Here is a 16429-nt window from a genome sequence, read left to right as displayed (position 1 = left end):
GGGTGACAGCTACCCCGGTCCAGGCCCCGGCGGCGGCGGCGGCGGAGGAGGGGGTGGCCCGTCCTCTCCCAACATAAACTACCCCTATTTCGATCAGCCGACCGGTGTGGCTGCCGTTCCACCATCGGGTATCGGCCCGGTCGGCGGCGGCGGGGCCGCACCCGCGCCGGTCGCCAGCATGCCGGCGGCGGGCGGCGGCGGCGCGTCGCCGCGCGCATTGGCTGCTCCCAAAACCCGAGTTCGCATGATCGCCATGGCCGGCGAGCGCGGCTGAGCCATGCCCGCAGCGGCCTGGCGCTCGCCGACCGGGTCGTGGCGGCTCCCTTCGCACAGGATGTCGCGCCTCGTCGCGCCGTTCTTGCTCCTGGCTGTCATGGCGTTGCTGTTCTGGAGCCAGCGTTCCGCCGATCATGAGGGATCGCCGTTGCGGTCGGCGCTGGCCGGTGAAGTCCGCGATGCTCCGGCGGCAGTCGAGGCCTTCTATCGCAGCCGGGATTTCGAGCCGCTCTGGTCCGAGTCCGCCGGACATTGGCTGCTGCGGCCGAGGGCGCGCCTCATTCCCGAAGCGCGGTTACTCGCGGACCGGATCGCCCGGACTATCCCCGAACGGCGGAGCGGGCTTTCCGCCGCGATCGGCGCAGCACGCAGTGGCGATGTGGGCGATGTCGCGCGGGCGGAGCTGCTGCTGTCGCTGTCGCTGAGCGATTATCGGCGGCGCCTCCACCATAGCGTTGCGCCAGCGCGCCTCGCGTGGCTCGATCCCGCGCTGGCGCCGCCGTCGGATTCCGCGGGCGTCCTGGAGGAAGTGGCGCGTGCGCCCTCGCGCCGCCGCTATCTCGACGTGATCGACCGGGTGAACCCCATTTACGATGCCCTCCGTCAGCGTCTCGCAAGCTATCGCGCGACATGGTCCCGCCTGCCGCAGACCCGGATCACCGAAGGAGCGATGCTCGCAACCGGCGCGCAGGGGGGGCGGGTATCGGCCTTGCGACAGCGGCTGGGGCTGCCCGCCACGACCGGCATGCCGTTCGATGCGGCGCTGGCCTCGGCAGTCGAAACATTCCAGACGGTGCACGGCCTGCCGGTCACGGGCCGGGCCGATGCCGCGACCATCGCCGCCCTCAATCGCGGCGCTGCCCATTATGAGCGGCTGATCCGCGCCAATCTGGAGCGGGCCAGGGCGCTGCCGACTTCGTTCGATGGCCGGCTGCTGTTCGCAAACATCGCCGCTGCCCGGCTATCGATCGTCGAGGGTGGCGAGATCCGGTCGACGATGCGCATCGTCGCGGGTTCCCCCGCCATGCAGACCCCGGCGATGGCGGGCAACATCCGCTATGCCGTGTTCAATCCCTATTGGAACGTGCCCGTCGATCTGGTCCGCGACCGGCTGGCGCCGCATGTCCTGCGCCGGGGACCGGCTTATGTCGCCTCACGGAATCTCGAACTGCTGTCCGACTGGAGCGAAGCGCCGCATCGCCTCGATCCGCGCGCGGTCAACTGGCGCGCCGTCGCGCGGGGCGATGTCAGCCTGCGCGTGCGCCAACGGCCGGGCGGCGGGAACGAGATGGGCCGGGTGAAGTTCATGCTGCCCAACGAACTCGGCATTTACTTGCACGATACGCCGGAGCGTTCGCTGTTCGGGCAGGAGCAGCGGTGGCTCAGCGCCGGGTGCATCCGGCTGGAAGACGCCGAGCGGGTGACGAGATGGCTGCTGGGACGGGAACTTCCCGATCGTGCCCGGCCCGACCAGCGCGTCGATCTTCCCCGCGCCACACCGGTGTACATCGCCTATCTTACCGCCGCGCCGACGGAGGACGGGATCGTCTTCTATCCCGACATCTATCGCCGCGACCCGGCGCTGCTCGCCGCGATGGGGGGAGCGTGATGGGAGTCGAGTTCCGGGAAAGCGGCGTCCGCCAGAGTGGCTCGATCCTCCAGCGGCGGATGGAGCCGGCGCCCGATGTGCTTTGCTTCGCCGTCGGCGAACGATCGGTCCTGTTCAGCGAACGATTGCAACAACTTTTCGAGCTGAATGATAGCGCCGCGGCGATCTGGCGCGCGCTGGCGGCGGGAGACAGCGCTCAGGCGGTGGAGGACAGTCTCGTCCGCTCCGGTATCGCGCGACGCCATGCTCAGGATTTCGTGACCGAGGCGATCCGCGGATGGGTCATAGCGGGGCTGCTGACGCCGCGCGGTCTGGTGTCCGCATCGCACGACGTACCTGGTGCCCGGCTAAGCCTCCGGATCGGGGCATTCGAATGCCGGCTGGATATTCATGCCGGCGCGTCGGACCCTCTGGCCGGCATCATCCATTCGCTGTTCGCGCAGTTCATTACGATACCGGATGTCCGTGCGCCGGTTGTAGCGGTGATGGCCGAGGCGGGCCAATATTTCCTGTTGTTCGAGGACGCCGTGATCGGGATGTTTCCCGCCGACCGTATCATTCCTGAAATCAAGGCTCTGCTGACCGACCGGCTGGCCAAGTCGACCGATGGGAGCAGCTTTATCGTCCATGCCGCGCTGCTGGCGCAGGACAATCGGGGGATATTGCTGTCCGGGCCACCGGGCGCCGGCAAGACGACGCTTTCGGTCGCGCTGGCGGCCGAAGGTTGGGGCTATGCGGCGGACGACGTCGTCCGGGTGTCGCCCCGGCACGGGTTTGAGGGGGTGAGCTTCAGTCCGGCATCGAAGTCCGGGGCATGGACGCTCCTGCACGACTATGTCCCCCGGCTGTCGAGCCTGCCGGTTCATATCCGCCGGGACGGACAGAAGGTGCGATATCTACCCATCGAAGGCTGGATTCGCCCAAAGATCGAACGGCTTGGTTGGGGCGTCCTGCTCGCACGACGCGAAGGCGCGGTTGCGACGCTGGAGCCGATCGAGCCGCTCAGTTTTCTGGGGGAATTGCTGCAGGGCGCCTTCTCGGCGCGCCATTATCTGCAAGGAGACGCGTTGCGGGCGCTGGTTGACCGGCTTTCGGGGATATCCTGCCGCCGGCTGATCTATTCGGACCTGGCGGGGGCGGTTCGCCTGCTGCGCGAAACGGTGCATGCGTAGGGCCCGGGCGCTTCGCCAGCTCATGGCCTGTCTCCGTGGAGATCCGCCGGCCGACTGCCGATGGGAAGATGTGCTCGCGCTGGCCAATCAGAGCCTCGTTACGCCGCAACTGACGGCGGCCCTGGAAGGCCATCGTAATCTTCTGCCAATCGATGTGGCGGAATTTCTCGAGGATGTGCGCCAGCGGAATCGCGAACGGAACAGGCGCCTCTGGAGAGCGCTGGACGATGCGGTGGCAGCGCTGACGGCGGTCAATATCGTGCCGACCCTGTTGAAGGGCGCGGCCCGCCGGGCAACATGGCCCGAGGACCAGCCGTTCGACCGGATGCTGAGCGACATCGACCTTCTGGTCGAGCCTGCCGAGGTGGATGCGGCGCTGACGGCGTTGTCGAGCGCGGGCTTCGGCCTGGCCGCACGCTATCAAGGCGCGGAGGTTCATGTCGTTGCCGAACTCGGCCGGCCAGGCGATCCCGGCTACATAGATCTTCATCAGCGCCCGCCCGGCCCTCCGGGGCTTAGCGAGACTCCCGAACTGGCGATGCGGCGCCGCGAGATTAGTCTGAACGGCCGGTCGATCCTGGTGCCGGATGCCGCGAGCCAGATCTTCTATCTGCTGCTGCACGACCAGTTTCATGACGGCGGCTTCTGGCGCGGCGGATTCGACCTGAGGCACCTGATCGACCTCAGGGCGCTGGCATCGGAAGTCAGCGCGACCGACCGGCGCTGGTTGCGAAATGCCTGCGGAACGCCGCTGGTGCGGATGGCGTTCGACGCGGTTCTCGTTTCGATGCAACGGCTTGCGGGCGATATCAAACTGGGGGACGATGAGGCGCGTGATGGCCTGTGGACCCATCGCCGATGGCTCCTCCAATTCAGCTTTCCGATATTACGCGTTCCCCTGGCCGCGCTTGCGGCCCTGCTGAGCCTGCCGAAGCTGCTGGATCACCGCGCAGCTGTCACGCTGGAGCGCCGACGCGTCTTCGGCCGTGCGACGAGTAGTGGAACATCCGTATCAGTACGTTTGGAGAGGTTCAGGAGAATCCTGTCGGTCAGGTCAGGCAAGATTTAATATTGTCCTGCGGTAGTCATCGGCTGGCGCAGCTCGTCAGCTACCGGGCGGCGTACGTGGCTTGCGGACGGGGGCCGGGTGTCGTGAAGAAATCCAGTCGGCGAGTTCGGCGGGCGATATCAACCGGTCCCGGTTCACATCCGCGGTCGCGAAATCATCAGATGATCGATCCGGCCGATCGCGATCGCGTCGCGATATTCCGGCAAGATCAGCATTGTTCTTTCGCCATAGCGTGAAGGCATTTCGCGACAGACCATTGGACATGGTATCGGCGCGGATACGCGCGCGAGGTTCGCTGTCGGCGATTGCCGAAGGCGAGGGGGGGCGGTCAGGCACCCGGGCCGATGCCGGACAGCCCGACGAAAACGATGCCAGCAGGGCCGCGGCAATCATGACGCGCGCCATATGCCCGTCTTTCGGTTCGCATCAGGGCGCGTTTCGGAGGAAAGGCGGACCGTCATTGGCACGGTCGTAAATCGGCTCGCAACTGATCGAGCACGGTTTGAAGCCCATGCTCGTCGCGAGCGGCGATATCGATAGGGCGCATGCCCCCATGCGACGGATCCGGCATATTGAGGAACTTCATCGCGCGGTCACGGCAATGGAATTTTTCCAGCGCTCCCCGGACGGCTTTGCTTCGGCGCGACATGGCGTCGGCAGCCGGCAACGTCGCGGCAATACGCCGGGCGAACCAATCGTTCATAATCCTCTCGCAATGCAACGTGGAATCAAAGAACCCATCAGTCGGGGGGCGGTGACCGATGGGTTCCCTGTTACAAGCCGACGATGGGTGCACCATCGACTGCTAGGTAAAACCACATATAAGCTCAGAGGTTCCGTAGAATCCCTTAGCTAGATTATTAAAAATGTAGGAAGTCGACTGTATATGACAGCCTATCGGGTAGGTGATCGGTTCATCTATAGCCTGATGAACCGTGGATTAACCTACATTAGTTTTTACCGAGCGCTGAACAAGAAATTCATAGTTCAAATATATTACAATTGTGAAGCAACGATGGGGCCGCACGCGGGTGAGGCCTTGTGGCTCCGTTGTGATCGTACATCATGAGTAGCGCCGGGTTGGTGCTGCATTGCAACAAAATTCACGCGGCGGATTGCGGCAGGAATCCCGGAGGAGTTTTCCCAACGGGTTCTCTTCCCTGAAATAGAGCGTCCAGCCGCCGACGAATCGAGCGCTCATATTCCTCCCGGTTGACCGCGGCCGGCCTCGACAGCATGAGATCGCCACAAATGGCATCCTTTATTCTGCCCAGCGCCGCCTCGTCGAGAATGCCGGCCTGCTTCAGTTCGACTGCGAGCTGGACGAAGCCGACGGCGGTCACTTGCGCGCGCAGGCCTAACAGATCGACGGACTCGCGAAATTTTCGATTCTCGGTTGTGTCCATGGCGCGATCCTCTCAGCTTACGGAACGATAATCCGTCAGACCCCGCGCCGATTCAATCCCCCCAGACCGGAAAAGCGGTCAGTTATTGCCGCCGATGAGATCACCGAGGCCGCCGAGCACCGATCCTTCGCCCCGATTCTGGCCGCCCCGGCTGCCCGCCGCGGCGAGCATGCGGCCGGCCAGGCGCGAGAAGGGCAGCGACTGGATCCAGACCTTGCCGGGACCGGTTAGCCGCGCGAAGAACAGTCCCTCGCCACCGAAGAACACGCTCTTCACCCCGCCGGCGGCGACGAGATCGAACTCGACGCTGGGCGTGTAGGCCGCGAGGCAGCCGGTATCGACGTGGAGTTCCTGACCCGCCGCCAGCTCGCGCTCGACGACGGTGCCGCCCATCTGCACGAACACCCAGCCGTCGCCGTCGAGCCGCTGCATGATGAAGCCTTCGCCGCCGAACAGGCCGGTCATTACCTTGCGCTGGAAATGGACGCCGATCGAAACGCCCTTGGCGGCGGCAAGGAAGCTATCCTTCTGGCAGATGATGCTGCCGCCATAATCGCCCAGCCGCAGCGGCAGGATCGCGCCGGGGGTAGGGGAAGCAAAGGCGACCCGCGCCTTGCCATGACCGTTATGGGTGAAGACGGTGGTAAACAGGCTTTCCCCGGTGATCAGCCTTTTACCTGCGCCAAGCAGCTTGCCCATGAAGCCGTTGTCGCTGCCGCCGCTGCCGTCGCCGAACACGGTGGTCATGCCGATCGGCGCATCCTTCCAGACCAGCGCCCCGGCTTCGGCGACCGCGCTCTCGCCGGGATCGAGCTCGATCTCGACAAACTGGAGCTCCTGCCCGTTGCTCTCGAAATCAATATCGTCGGCGATGCCGGCTTTGCGATGATGCTGCCACGGGCTGGGAGAGGACATGATCAAGCCTTTGAAAATAGAGCGTCATGCTGAACATGGTCAGCATGACGATTATAGGGTCGCGCTGTTTCAGCTCAAGACCGCCAGAAGGTCCTTCGCGTCGACCGATTGTCCGGGGGCGACGGTCAGCTCAGCCACCGTGCCCGCCTTCTTTGCGAAGACCGAGACTTCCATCTTCATCGCCTCCAGCGTCAGCAGCAGCTGGCCTTCCTCGACGTGCTGGCCCGCCGCAGTGTTCACGGTCGAGACGACGCCCGGCATGGGGGCCGCGACATGGCCGTCATTGGCCGGGTCCGCGACACGCCGCTGAGGCCTCGTCGCGCTGGCGCGGCGGTTGGCCATGGTGATGATCCGCGGCTGACCATTCAGCTCAAAGAACAGGCGGACGCTGCCGTCCTCTTCGGTGTCGCCGATCGCCTGCAGCGTGACGACCAGCGACTTGCCCTGATCGATCTCGACCGTGATCTCGTCGCCGGGCGACATGCCATAGAAATAGATCGGCGTAGGCAGTGCGGCCACCGGGCCATATTGGCGCTGCGCCTCGGCGAAGCCCGCGAAAACCTTGGGGTACATCAGATAGCTGGCGAATTCCTGTTCGCTGAGCGGGCGGCCGCATTGTTCCTCGGCGGTCTTGCGGGTCGCGGCGAGATCGACCGGCGGCAGCAGGGCGGCAGGCCGATCGGTATAGGGTTTTTCGTCGCCTAGAACGCGCTTCGAGATCGCCTCGGGCCACCCGCCCGGCGGCTGGCCCAGGTCGCCGCGCAGCATTTCCACCACCGATCCGGGAAAGGCGATGTCCTGCGCCGGATCGAGCACGTCCTCTGGGGCGAGGTCCTGCGCGACCATCATCAGCGCCATGTCGCCGACCACCTTGGACGAGGGGGTGACCTTGACGATGTCGCCGAACAGCATGTTGGCGTCATGATAGGCGCGCGCGACCTCATGCCAGCGGGTTTCGAGGCCAAGGCTGCGTGCCTGTTCGCGCAAGTTGGTGAACTGGCCGCCGGGCATCTCGTGCAGATAGACTTCGGAAGCTCCCGATTTCAGGTCGCTTTCGAAGGCGGTGTACTGAGTGCGCACCGCTTCCCAGTAGAAGCTCAGCTCGCGGATCGTCCTGCCGTCGAGGCCGGTGTCGCGCGGCGTGTGGCGCAGCGCCTCGACCACCGAGCCGAGGCAGGGTTGCGAGGTTGTGCCCGACATAGCGTCGATCGCGGCGTCGACCGCATCGACCCCGGCGTCGATCGCGGCAAGCAGCGTCGCTGCCGCCGCGCCCGACGTGTCATGGGTGTGAAGGTGGATCGGCATATCTGTCGCGTCGCGCAGCGCCCTGACCAGCACGGTCGCGGCGGCGGGCTTGAGCAAGCCGGCCATGTCCTTGATCGCGAGGATGTGACAGCCGGCGGCTTCGAGCTGGCGGGCGAGATCGACATAATAAGCCAGGCTGTATTTGGCGCGATTGGGATCGAGGATATCGCCGGTATAGCAGAGCGCTCCTTCGGCGATTTTTCCGCTTTCGACCACGGCGTCGATGGCGACACGCATATTCTCGACCCAGTTAAGGCAGTCGAAGATGCGGAAGATATCGATGCCCTGCGCCGCCTGGGCAATGAAATGCCGGACGACGTTGTCGGGATAATTGGTGTAGCCGACCCCGTTCGCGCCGCGCAGCAGCATCTGGGTGAGAAGATTGGGCGCGCGATCACGAATCGCGGCGAGGCGTTCCCACGGGTCTTCCTGCAGGAAGCGCATCGATACGTCGAAGGTGGCGCCGCCCCAGCATTCGAGACTGAACAGTTGGGGCAGGCCGGTGGCATAGGTTTCCGCCACCGCGATCATGTCGGCCGAGCGCATCCGCGTCGCGAGCAGCGACTGGTGCGCGTCGCGCATCGTCGTGTCGGTGATCAGCGCCTGACTTTGCGAACGCATCCAACGGGCGAGGCCGGCTGCGCCGTCGCGCTCGAAGATTTGGCGAGTGCCCGGCGCGGGTTTGGCGACCGGCCTTGGGGCCTTGGGCGGGCGTGCCGAGGCGGGCGGCTTCGCGCGGCCCGTGACGTCGGGATGGCCGTTGACGGTGACATCGGCGATGTAGCGCAGCAGCCGGGTCGCGCGGTCCTGGCGCTGGGCGGGGGCGAGAAGTTCGGGCGTGTCATCGATAAATTTGGTGGTGTAGCGGTTCGCCCGGAAATCCGGATGGGTCAGCACATTCTCGACAAAGTTGAGGTTCGTCGCGACGCCACGGATGCGATATTCACGGAGCGCACGAACCATGCGGGCCACCACCTCGTCCGAAGTCGGGGCCCAGGCGGTGATCTTTTCCAGCAGCGGATCATAATGGCGGGTGACGACCGCGCCAGAATAGGCGGTGCCGCCATCGACCCGGATGCCATAGCCGAAAGCGCCGCGATAGGCAGTAATCCGGCCATAGTCGGGAATGAAACTATTCTCGGGATCCTCGGTGGTGATCCGGCACTGAAGGGCATGGCCGTTCAGGCGGATATCGGCCTGTGGCGGCACGCCCGTTTCTTCGGTAAGGCCTAACCGGCCACCCTCGGCGATCTTGATCTGCGCCTTGACGATATCGATGCCCGTGACGGTCTCGGTGACGGTATGCTCGACCTGAATGCGCGGATTGACCTCGATGAAGTAGAAGGCCCCGTCGGTCTCATCCATCAGAAATTCGACCGTGCCCGCGCCGCAATAGCCGGTCACTTCGCCGATGCGGATCGCCGCGCCGCACAGCGCGATACGGGTCGCCTCGTCGAGATAGGGGGCGGGCGCCCGTTCGATCACTTTCTGGTTGCGGCGCTGGATGGAGCAGTCGCGCTCGAACAGGTGGAAGAGATTGCCGTGGCTGTCGCCAAGCAGCTGGACCTCGACATGGCGGGCGCGGCGGATCAGCTTTTCGAGATAGACCTCGTCGCGGCCAAAGGCGGCCTTGGCCTCGCGCTTGCCCGAGCGTACCGATTCGATGAGCTGGGACTCATTCTCGATCGGCCGCATCCCGCGCCCGCCGCCGCCCCAACTCGCCTTGAGCATCAGCGGATAGCCGACCTTCGCGGCAAGCTTCGCGATCTCGTCCTCGTCGTCGGGCAGCGGTTCGGTTGCGGGCACCACCGGCACCTTGGCCTGCTCGGCGATGTGGCGCGCCGAGACCTTGTCGCCCAGCTGGCGCATCGTATTGGGGGAGGGGCCGATGAAGATGATCCCCGCCGCGGCGCAGGCCTCGGCGAAATCCGGGTTTTCGGACAGGAAGCCATAGCCCGGATGGATCGCGTCGACCTTCGCCTTCACCGCGATGTCGATGATCCGCTGATAGTCGAGATAGGCCGCGATCGGGCCGACGCCGTCGCCGAGATGATAGGCCTCGTCCGCTTTGAAGCGGTGGAGCGACAGTTTGTCCTCCTCGGCATAGATGGCGACCGTGGTGATGCCGAGTTCGGTCGCCGCGCGGAAGACCCGAATCGCGATTTCCGACCGGTTGGCGACGAGCAGGCGGCGGATCGGGCGGGCCATCATGAACCTCTTGATGTTCGCGGGTGGTGGAAATTGCGGCTGTATAATGTGGATACAGTTTCACGCAATGTTGCACCGCACCAGCGCGAGACACAAGAGTCTGTGACGGCGGGAGAATAAATTAGGTATGTCGCGCGATCGGGCGCGGGATCAGAGGGTGTCGGGGCAGCCAGGCATTTCCGGCGATGCCGAGGCCATATCGGCCAAGGCTGGATGCATCGCCGGAGAGTGGTTCAGTAGTCGTTGCTTGATGCGATCGCGGCGCCGATCGCCAGACCCGCAATGCCCGCGATCAGGGCATCATCGCCGTGGCGATGACCATGATAGCGATAGCGGGGATGGCCATAACCATATCCATAGCCATAGCCATAGCGCGGCGCATAATAGTAGCGGCGCGGACTATAATAGCCGCGGCCGCCATAATAGCCGCGATATCCACGATCATAGCGATATCCACGATCATGGCGATCGCCGCGCCAGCCGCGATTGCCGTCCCAGCCGCGATGATCGCCACGATAGCCATGTCGGTCATCGCCGCGTCGTGCTTCGGCCGGAACCGACGCCGCCACTACGCTGGTGAACGCCAGCGCAACGGCAAGTCCCTTGAAGATCTTACGCATTTCATCCTCCTTACCCGGCCGGCCCGCACGGGACTCGACCAGTGTGGACAATGGGCCGGCCAAGCTGAACCCAGGAATAACGGCGGACGCGCCATGACCCGCGCGCCTTGCCATATCGCAGCGCACGTTCTAAAGGCGCGCCCATCTTCCAACGAAACTCAAGATATGGAGCCGCTCGGCCATGGCGACCGAACGTACCTTTTCGATTATCAAGCCCGACGCCACGCGTCGCAACCTTACCGGCGCTGTCACGGCCAAGCTCGAGGAGGCGGGCCTGCGCGTCGTCGCTTCCAAGCGCATCCACATGACCAAGGAACAGGCCGAGGGTTTCTACGCCGTCCATAAGGAACGGCCCTTCTTCGGCGAGCTGGTCAGCTTCATGATCTCGGGCCCGGTCGTGGTCCAGGTCCTCGAAGGCGAAAACGCCATGGCTCGCAACCGCGAAGTCATGGGCGCGACCAACCCCGCCAACGCCGATGCCGGCACGATCCGCAAGGAGTTCGCGGAGTCGATCGAGGCGAACACCGTCCATGGGTCGGACAGCCTGGAAAATGCGGCGATCGAGATCGCCTATTTCTTCAAGCCGGAAGAGATCGTCGGCTAAAAATGGAAAGCCCCGCCATCGTCATCCGACGAGCGGGGCTGGATGATGCCGCCGCGCTGAGCATGATCGGCGCGGCGACCTTCCTCGAAACCTATGCGCACATGATCGGCATCACCGACATGGTCGCGCATAACGGCGCGAAGAACAGCTTCGATGCCTGGCGCGGCTTCGCCCGCCACCCCGATGCCGCCATATGGATCGCCGAGATGCCCGTGACGGGCGTTCCGGTCGGCTATGCGCTGCTCACTACGCCCGACCTGCCGATCGAGCTGAAGCCCGAAGATATCGAGCTGCGGCGCATTTACCTCCTGTCCAAATGGCAGGGGGGCGGCCTTGGCCGGCGGTTGATCGAGCAGACGATCGGCTATGCCCGCGCGATGGGCAAGCGCCGTTTCCTGATCGGCGTCTATTCCGAAAATGCGAGCGCGATCGCCTTCTACCGGCGGATCGGCTGCGACCTGATCGGGACCCGCACCTTCCAGATTGGCGACGCGACGTTCAACGATCTGATCTTCGGCATGGACCTGTAGCGCGCGCTACACTTCAGAATTCCAGCATCGCCACCAACTTCGCCGGTGCATTCAGCCGCCAGCTTTCGCGCAAACGATGTTCGACAAGCTCCCAGTCGGTATCGGGCTGGTCGAGCCTCAGGCCGACCCAGCCCGACGGGCCGAGATAGGGCGGCTTGAAATAGACTTCAGGGTCCATCTCGATGAGCATCTCCTGCTCCTCGATCCCGCTCGCCTTGATCAGGAGGGCCGTGCGTTCGTCGCCATGATGATTGTGCCAGAAGTAAGCGAACATCCGCTTGTCGGCGACCCGCCAGCAGGGCGAACCATGCGATAGCTTCTCCTCGACCTGCGGCAACGCCATCGCCAGCTTGCCGATCCGGGCGTGGACCTGCCGAGGATCGGCCGCCGCCATCAGCTTTTCCCTTTATGCCGGGCCTTCCACAGCGCGTCGATGCGCCCCGGGGCGGCCTTGGCGCTGCTCCGCCCGATCAGCGACAGTCCGCGCAATTTGATCGAGGTGCCGCCGAGCAGACCCCCGCTCTCGGTCGTGTAGCCGACATCGTACAGCGTCACATCTTCGGCGAGGTCGCCGTTGACGGTGAAGCGGGTGGTGATGGCGACCGGCAGGCGCGCATCGCCGCGCACGCGTTCCTCCTCACCGGCGTCATGGCGGGCCTGTTTCAGGCCATCGGCGAACCAGCTCGCTTCGATGCGCGGATCGGTGCTGTCGACGGGGTCGACGCCCAGCGCCTTTGGAAAGGCGATCGTCTGGCCCTGGATGATCTGGTCGGCCGACCCGGCAGTAAGCGCCAGCCGGTCGCCATCCTTCTCACGAGTCGCCTTGAGCACGAGCGCGCGGGCGCGGGTGCTTGCCTTGCGGTCCTCGGCGGTGCGACTTTCCTCGCCCGCGCGGCGCTCGCTATAGTTGTTCCACAGGGTCAGCGCGGAGATGAGCAGGGCGGCGACGCCCAATATCTCCGCCAGCGTCAGCCATCGCACCCAGCGCCGGCGCATCGCGCCTTCGGAAACTTCGTCAGCCATGATCCCGGATATAGGCGGCCAGCGCCTCGGGATAAAGCCGGTGCTCTTCGACGAGAACGCGGGCGGCGAGACTGTCGGCGGTATCGCCGGGCAGGATCGGAACGCGCGCCTGGGCGATCACCCGGCCATCGTCAAGTTCGGGGGTGACGAGATGGACCGAGCATCCGCCCTCCGCATCGCCCGCCGTTATCGCCCGGCCATGGGTGTCGAGGCCCTTGTAGAGCGGCAGCAGCGAGGGGTGGATGTTGAGCATCCGTCCCGTCCAGCCGGTGACGAAGGCGTCGCTCAATATCCGCATATAGCCCGCGAGTGCGATATAGCGGACCCCGGCGTCGCGTAGCGCCCCATCCATGATCATGTCGAACTCGGCGCGGGGCAGGCCCTTGTGGCTGTGCGCGAAGGTGGCGATGCCGGCATTTCGCGCGGTGGCGAGGCCGGCGGCCTCGGGATTGTTCGAGGCGACCAGCACGACCTCATAGGGGCAGTCGTCCGCCCGCGCAGCCTCGATCAGTCGCGCCATGTTGCTGCCGCGCCCCGAAATCAGGATGCCGAGAGGGGCTTTGGTCATATGCCGTCGCCCCGGCGGAGGCCGGGGCCGCCATGCCCTTGGGGCAACGTCGATTTACCAGCGATGACGGCCCCGGCCTCCGCCGGGGCGACGGGAAGGTTGAGCATCACCCCAGATGCGTCGCCGACCAGTCGGACCGCGCGCTCCACGTTTCGGTCGAGCCTGTCACGGTGCAGCCCTTGTCGCCCGCGGCGATATGGCCGACGCGCAGCACGGTCTCTCCGGCGGCTTCGAGCGCGCTGGTGACGCCCGCGACATCGCCTTCGGCGACGATCAGCGCCATGCCGATGCCGCAGTTGAAGGTCCGCGCCATCTCTTCGGGTTCGATATTGCCCTGTGCCTGGAGGAAGGCCATCAGCCGTGGCTGCTCCCACCCGTCGGCGTCGACATGCGCGTGCAGGCCTTCGGGCAGCACGCGGGGGATATTTTCGAGCAGGCCGCCGCCGGTGATATGCGCCATCGCCCGCACCTTGCCAGAGCGGACCTGCGGCAGCAGTGACTTCACATAGATGCGGGTCGGCGCCAGCAGCGCCTCGATCAGCAGTACGTCCTGATCGAACAGGGCCGGTCGGTCGAGCTTCCAGCCCTTGTCGGCGGCGAGGCGGCGGACCAGCGAGAAGCCGTTCGAATGCACGCCCGACGAGGCGAGGCTGAGGATGACGTCGCCGGCCGATACCCGGTTGCCGGTCAGCGCCTCTTCGCGCTCGACCGCGCCGACGCAGAAGCCGGCCAGATCATAGTCGCCGGCGGCGTACATGCCGGGCATCTCGGCGGTTTCGCCACCGATCAGCGCGCAGCCGGCGAGCTTGCAGCCTTCCGCGATGCCGGCGATCACCCGCTCGGCAACGCCGTTGTCGAGCTTGCCAGTTGCGAAATAGTCGAGGAAGAACAGCGGCTCCGCGCCCTGGACTATAAGGTCGTTGGCGCACATGGCGACGAGATCGATGCCGACTCCGTCATGCCGTCCGCTGTCGATCGCGAGCTTCAGCTTGGTACCGACGCCGTCATTGGCGGCGACCAGCAGCGGATCCTTATAGCCCGCAGCCTTGAGGTCGAAGAAGCCACCGAAGCCGCCGAGATCGGCATCCGCGCCGGGCCTCCGCGTCGATTTGGCGAGGGGCCCGATCGCCTTGACGAGGGCGTTGCCCGCCGCGATCGACACGCCGGCCTTGGCGTAGGTATAGGGCTCTTCATTGTGCGTGCTGTTCACCATGGACGCCGCCCTAGACATATCGGACTTGGATTTCCACGGCCAAGTCGCCAAAAGGCACATCGTGACCTTCGCAGACCGTCTTTTCCGTCCCGTACCGCTGTCGATTCTGTGCGTGACGCTGTTCGCGGCGGCACTGGCCTTCGCGCAGCTGGAGCGTGCCGACGAGCGCGGCGTGCCGCCGATCGATGGGTCTGGCAGCTATGAAGTGTCTGGCGTGAAGGTCGACGTTGCGGCGCGCAACGCTGAAGCGGCGCGCAGCGGCGGCTGGCGCGAGGCGCAGCGCAAGGGCTGGAAGATGCTGTGGGCGAGGGTCAACGGCAAGCCGGTGGAGAATGCGCCGGGCCTGCCCGATTCGACTCTCGATTCGATCAGCGGCGGCATCGTCGTCGAGCGTGAGCAGATCAGCCCCAATCGTTATATCGCCACCCTCGGCGTGCTGTTCGACCGCGCACGGGCGGGCGAATTGCTGGGCGTGAAGGGCGCGATGCGCCGGTCCGCGCCAATGCTGGTGATCCCGATCCAGTGGAGCGGCGGCACCCCGGTCAGTTTCGAATCGCGCACCGAATGGCAGAAGGCCTGGGCGCGCTTTCGTTCGAACAACAGTCCGATCGATTATGTCCGCGTTTCGGGCACCGGGGCCGACCCGGTGTTGCTCAACGCCGCCCAGACGCGGCGGCCGGGGCGCGGCTGGTGGCGGATGCTGCTCGACCAATATGGCGCGGCGGATATCGTGGTTCCCGAAGTCACCCTCTTCCGCCAATGGCCGGGTGGTCCGGTACTAGCCCGCTTCGTCGCGCGGCACGGCCCCGATGCCGCGGTGATCGACCAGTTCGCGCTGACCGCGGAAAATGGCGATGCGTTGCCGGCGATGCTCGATCGCGGCATCGAGCGGATCGACGCCGCCTATGTGCGCGCGTTGCAGGAAGGCGCGTTCCGGGCCGACAAATCGCTGGTGATCGAGACCCCCGTCGAGGAAGTGCCGATCGAGGATGTGCTCAGCCAGCTCGCCGTCGCGGCGACATCGACGATCATGGTCCAGGCCGAAACCCCGGATGCCGCTGCCCTGCGCGCCGACGAAGCCGCGCTGCGCGGCATGGCGGGGGTGACGGCCGTCCAGACCGGCAGCTTGGCGCTCGGCGGCACGTCGATCTTCCGGGTCAGCTTCTCGGGTCCGCCCGCCGCCTTCCGTGAGGCGCTGATCTCGCGTGGCTGGCAGGTCGAGGATGCCGCGGGCGGGGTCCGCATCCGGCGCGGCAGCCAGCCCGCGCGATGACCGATCAGATCGCGCTGCCTTTCCAGTGGCCGGCTGAGGAAGACGAGCGCGACTTCATCATCAGCGACGCCAATCGCATCGCGGTGAAGCATCTCGAACATTGGTCGCTATGGCCGGTGATGGCGACGATACTAACGGGCCCGCGTAAATCGGGGCGGAGCCTGCTCGGGCGGATATTCGCGGCGAAGAGTGGCGGCCGCTTCGTCGACAATGCCGATGCTCAGGACGAGGAAAAGCTGTTCCACGCCTGGAACGCGGCGCAGGCCGATCGCAAGCCATTGCTGATGGCGGCAGATCTGCCGCCCGCGAAATGGCGGATAAAGCTGCCCGATCTCAAGTCGCGGCTGCTGGCGAGCCCGCATATCGCGATCGAGGAGCCCGATATGCAGCTGATGGCCGGGCTGGTCGAGAAGCTGCTCAACGCACGCGGCCTCGCCGCGCCTGCCGAGGTGATCCGCTATGTCGTGCCGCGGATCGAGCGCAGCTATATCGGCGTTGGGCGGATCGTCGATGCGCTCGACGAGGCGGCGCTGGCGCGGCGCAAGGCGGTGAGCGTGAAAGTTGCGCGCGAGGCCCTTGCGACAATAGGTATCACCGAAGATAACTATAAGCTGCTATAGTAGGTGCTTATGGAATCG

General features: G+C 65.3%; 16 protein-coding genes and 1 pseudogene. 7 read left to right on the top strand and 10 right to left on the bottom strand.

Annotated elements, in window-relative coordinates:
• Positions 1–93 precede the first annotated feature (93 nt).
• Entirely contained in the window at positions 94–375 is a 282-nt protein-coding gene (locus WP12_RS25400) for a hypothetical protein (RefSeq protein WP_046195243.1), read from the bottom strand.
• Between WP12_RS25400 and WP12_RS18895 the strand changes: the two genes are divergently transcribed.
• The 3 genes from WP12_RS18895 to WP12_RS23590 are packed head-to-tail and all read left to right on the top strand — an operon-like array spanning position 374 to position 4126.
• The gene (locus tag WP12_RS18895) at positions 374–1885 is read left to right on the top strand and encodes a L,D-transpeptidase family protein (protein WP_046195242.1); all 1512 of its coding nucleotides are present in this window, start codon (positions 374–376) and stop codon (positions 1883–1885) included. The genes WP12_RS25400 and WP12_RS18895 overlap by 2 nt on opposite strands.
• Positions 1885–3057: a PqqD family peptide modification chaperone gene (locus WP12_RS18890; protein ID WP_046195241.1), complete on the top strand. Its 1173-nt coding sequence runs from the start codon at positions 1885–1887 to the stop codon at positions 3055–3057. Before WP12_RS18895 ends, WP12_RS18890 begins: the two co-directional genes overlap by 1 nt.
• On the top strand, positions 3050–4126 hold the full coding sequence (locus WP12_RS23590; RefSeq protein WP_084691239.1) for a nucleotidyltransferase family protein: 1077 nt from the start codon (positions 3050–3052) through the stop codon (positions 4124–4126). The genes WP12_RS18890 and WP12_RS23590 overlap by 8 nt, the downstream gene beginning before the upstream one ends.
• A 457-nt stretch (positions 4127–4583) precedes the next feature.
• Here WP12_RS23590 and WP12_RS18880 read toward each other — a convergent pair whose 3' ends face one another.
• The 5 genes from WP12_RS18880 to WP12_RS18860 all read right to left on the bottom strand — a co-directional run bounded on the left by WP12_RS18880 (position 4584) and on the right by WP12_RS18860 (position 10580).
• Positions 4584–4829, bottom strand: coding sequence for an antitoxin Xre/MbcA/ParS toxin-binding domain-containing protein (locus tag WP12_RS18880; protein WP_046195240.1), 246 nt, complete (start codon positions 4827–4829; stop codon positions 4584–4586).
• Between the two features lie 400 nt (positions 4830–5229).
• Positions 5230–5532: a hypothetical protein gene (locus tag WP12_RS18875; protein ID WP_046195239.1), complete on the bottom strand. Its 303-nt coding sequence runs from the start codon at positions 5530–5532 to the stop codon at positions 5230–5232.
• A 78-nt stretch (positions 5533–5610) separates the two neighbouring features.
• On the bottom strand, positions 5611–6447 hold the full coding sequence (locus WP12_RS18870) for an AIM24 family protein (protein ID WP_046195238.1): 837 nt from the start codon (positions 6445–6447) through the stop codon (positions 5611–5613).
• A gap of 69 nt (positions 6448–6516) precedes the next feature.
• Positions 6517–9960 (bottom strand): pyruvate carboxylase, encoded by a 3444-nt coding sequence (locus WP12_RS18865; RefSeq protein ID WP_046195251.1) that lies wholly within the window; start codon positions 9958–9960, stop codon positions 6517–6519.
• Positions 9961–10193: 233 nt separating this feature from the next.
• A complete protein-coding gene (locus WP12_RS18860) occupies positions 10194–10580 on the bottom strand; it encodes a hypothetical protein (RefSeq protein ID WP_046195250.1) in 387 nt (128 codons plus the stop codon).
• Positions 10581–10761: 181 nt separating this feature from the next.
• Between WP12_RS18860 and ndk the strand changes: the two genes are divergently transcribed.
• Both ndk and WP12_RS18850 read left to right on the top strand, forming a co-directional pair.
• Positions 10762–11184, top strand: coding sequence for a nucleoside-diphosphate kinase (ndk, locus tag WP12_RS18855; protein ID WP_046195237.1), 423 nt, complete (start codon positions 10762–10764; stop codon positions 11182–11184).
• A 2-nt stretch (positions 11185–11186) separates the two neighbouring features.
• Complete coding sequence (locus tag WP12_RS18850) at positions 11187–11714, top strand: GNAT family N-acetyltransferase (RefSeq protein ID WP_046195236.1); 528 nt, start codon at positions 11187–11189, stop codon at positions 11712–11714.
• A 13-nt stretch (positions 11715–11727) separates the two neighbouring features.
• Here WP12_RS18850 and WP12_RS18845 read toward each other — a convergent pair whose 3' ends face one another.
• The 4 genes and pseudogenes from WP12_RS18845 to purM form a co-directional block, all read right to left on the bottom strand.
• Complete coding sequence (locus tag WP12_RS18845) at positions 11728–12108, bottom strand: MmcQ/YjbR family DNA-binding protein (RefSeq protein ID WP_046195235.1); 381 nt, start codon at positions 12106–12108, stop codon at positions 11728–11730.
• Positions 12108–12737 carry a hypothetical protein gene (locus WP12_RS18840; RefSeq protein WP_046195234.1) on the bottom strand — a complete coding sequence of 210 codons (630 nt, stop codon included), beginning with the start codon at positions 12735–12737 and terminating at the stop codon, positions 12108–12110. The genes WP12_RS18845 and WP12_RS18840 overlap by 1 nt, the downstream gene beginning before the upstream one ends.
• A gap of 7 nt (positions 12738–12744) precedes the next feature.
• Positions 12745–13305 (bottom strand): annotated as a pseudogene (purN, locus tag WP12_RS18835) (phosphoribosylglycinamide formyltransferase); the annotation flags it as partial.
• A gap of 106 nt (positions 13306–13411) precedes the next feature.
• The gene (gene purM / locus WP12_RS18830) at positions 13412–14518 is read right to left on the bottom strand and encodes a phosphoribosylformylglycinamidine cyclo-ligase (RefSeq protein ID WP_046195232.1); all 1107 of its coding nucleotides are present in this window, start codon (positions 14516–14518) and stop codon (positions 13412–13414) included.
• 61 nt (positions 14519–14579) lie between these two features.
• Between purM and WP12_RS18825 the strand changes: the two genes are divergently transcribed.
• The gene (locus tag WP12_RS18825; RefSeq protein ID WP_084691241.1) at positions 14580–15791 is read left to right on the top strand and encodes a hypothetical protein; all 1212 of its coding nucleotides are present in this window, start codon (positions 14580–14582) and stop codon (positions 15789–15791) included.
• Positions 15788–16411 carry a DnaA ATPase domain-containing protein gene (locus WP12_RS18820; protein ID WP_046195231.1) on the top strand — a complete coding sequence of 208 codons (624 nt, stop codon included), beginning with the start codon at positions 15788–15790 and terminating at the stop codon, positions 16409–16411. The genes WP12_RS18825 and WP12_RS18820 overlap by 4 nt, the downstream gene beginning before the upstream one ends.
• Positions 16412–16429: the final 18 nt, after the last annotated feature.

This window comes from Sphingomonas sp. SRS2, from assembly GCF_000971055.1.
Taxonomy (GTDB): domain Bacteria; phylum Pseudomonadota; class Alphaproteobacteria; order Sphingomonadales; family Sphingomonadaceae; genus Rhizorhabdus.
The sequence above is the reverse complement of the archived record's forward strand: the minus strand, read 5'-3'. Positions and strand labels throughout refer to the sequence as shown.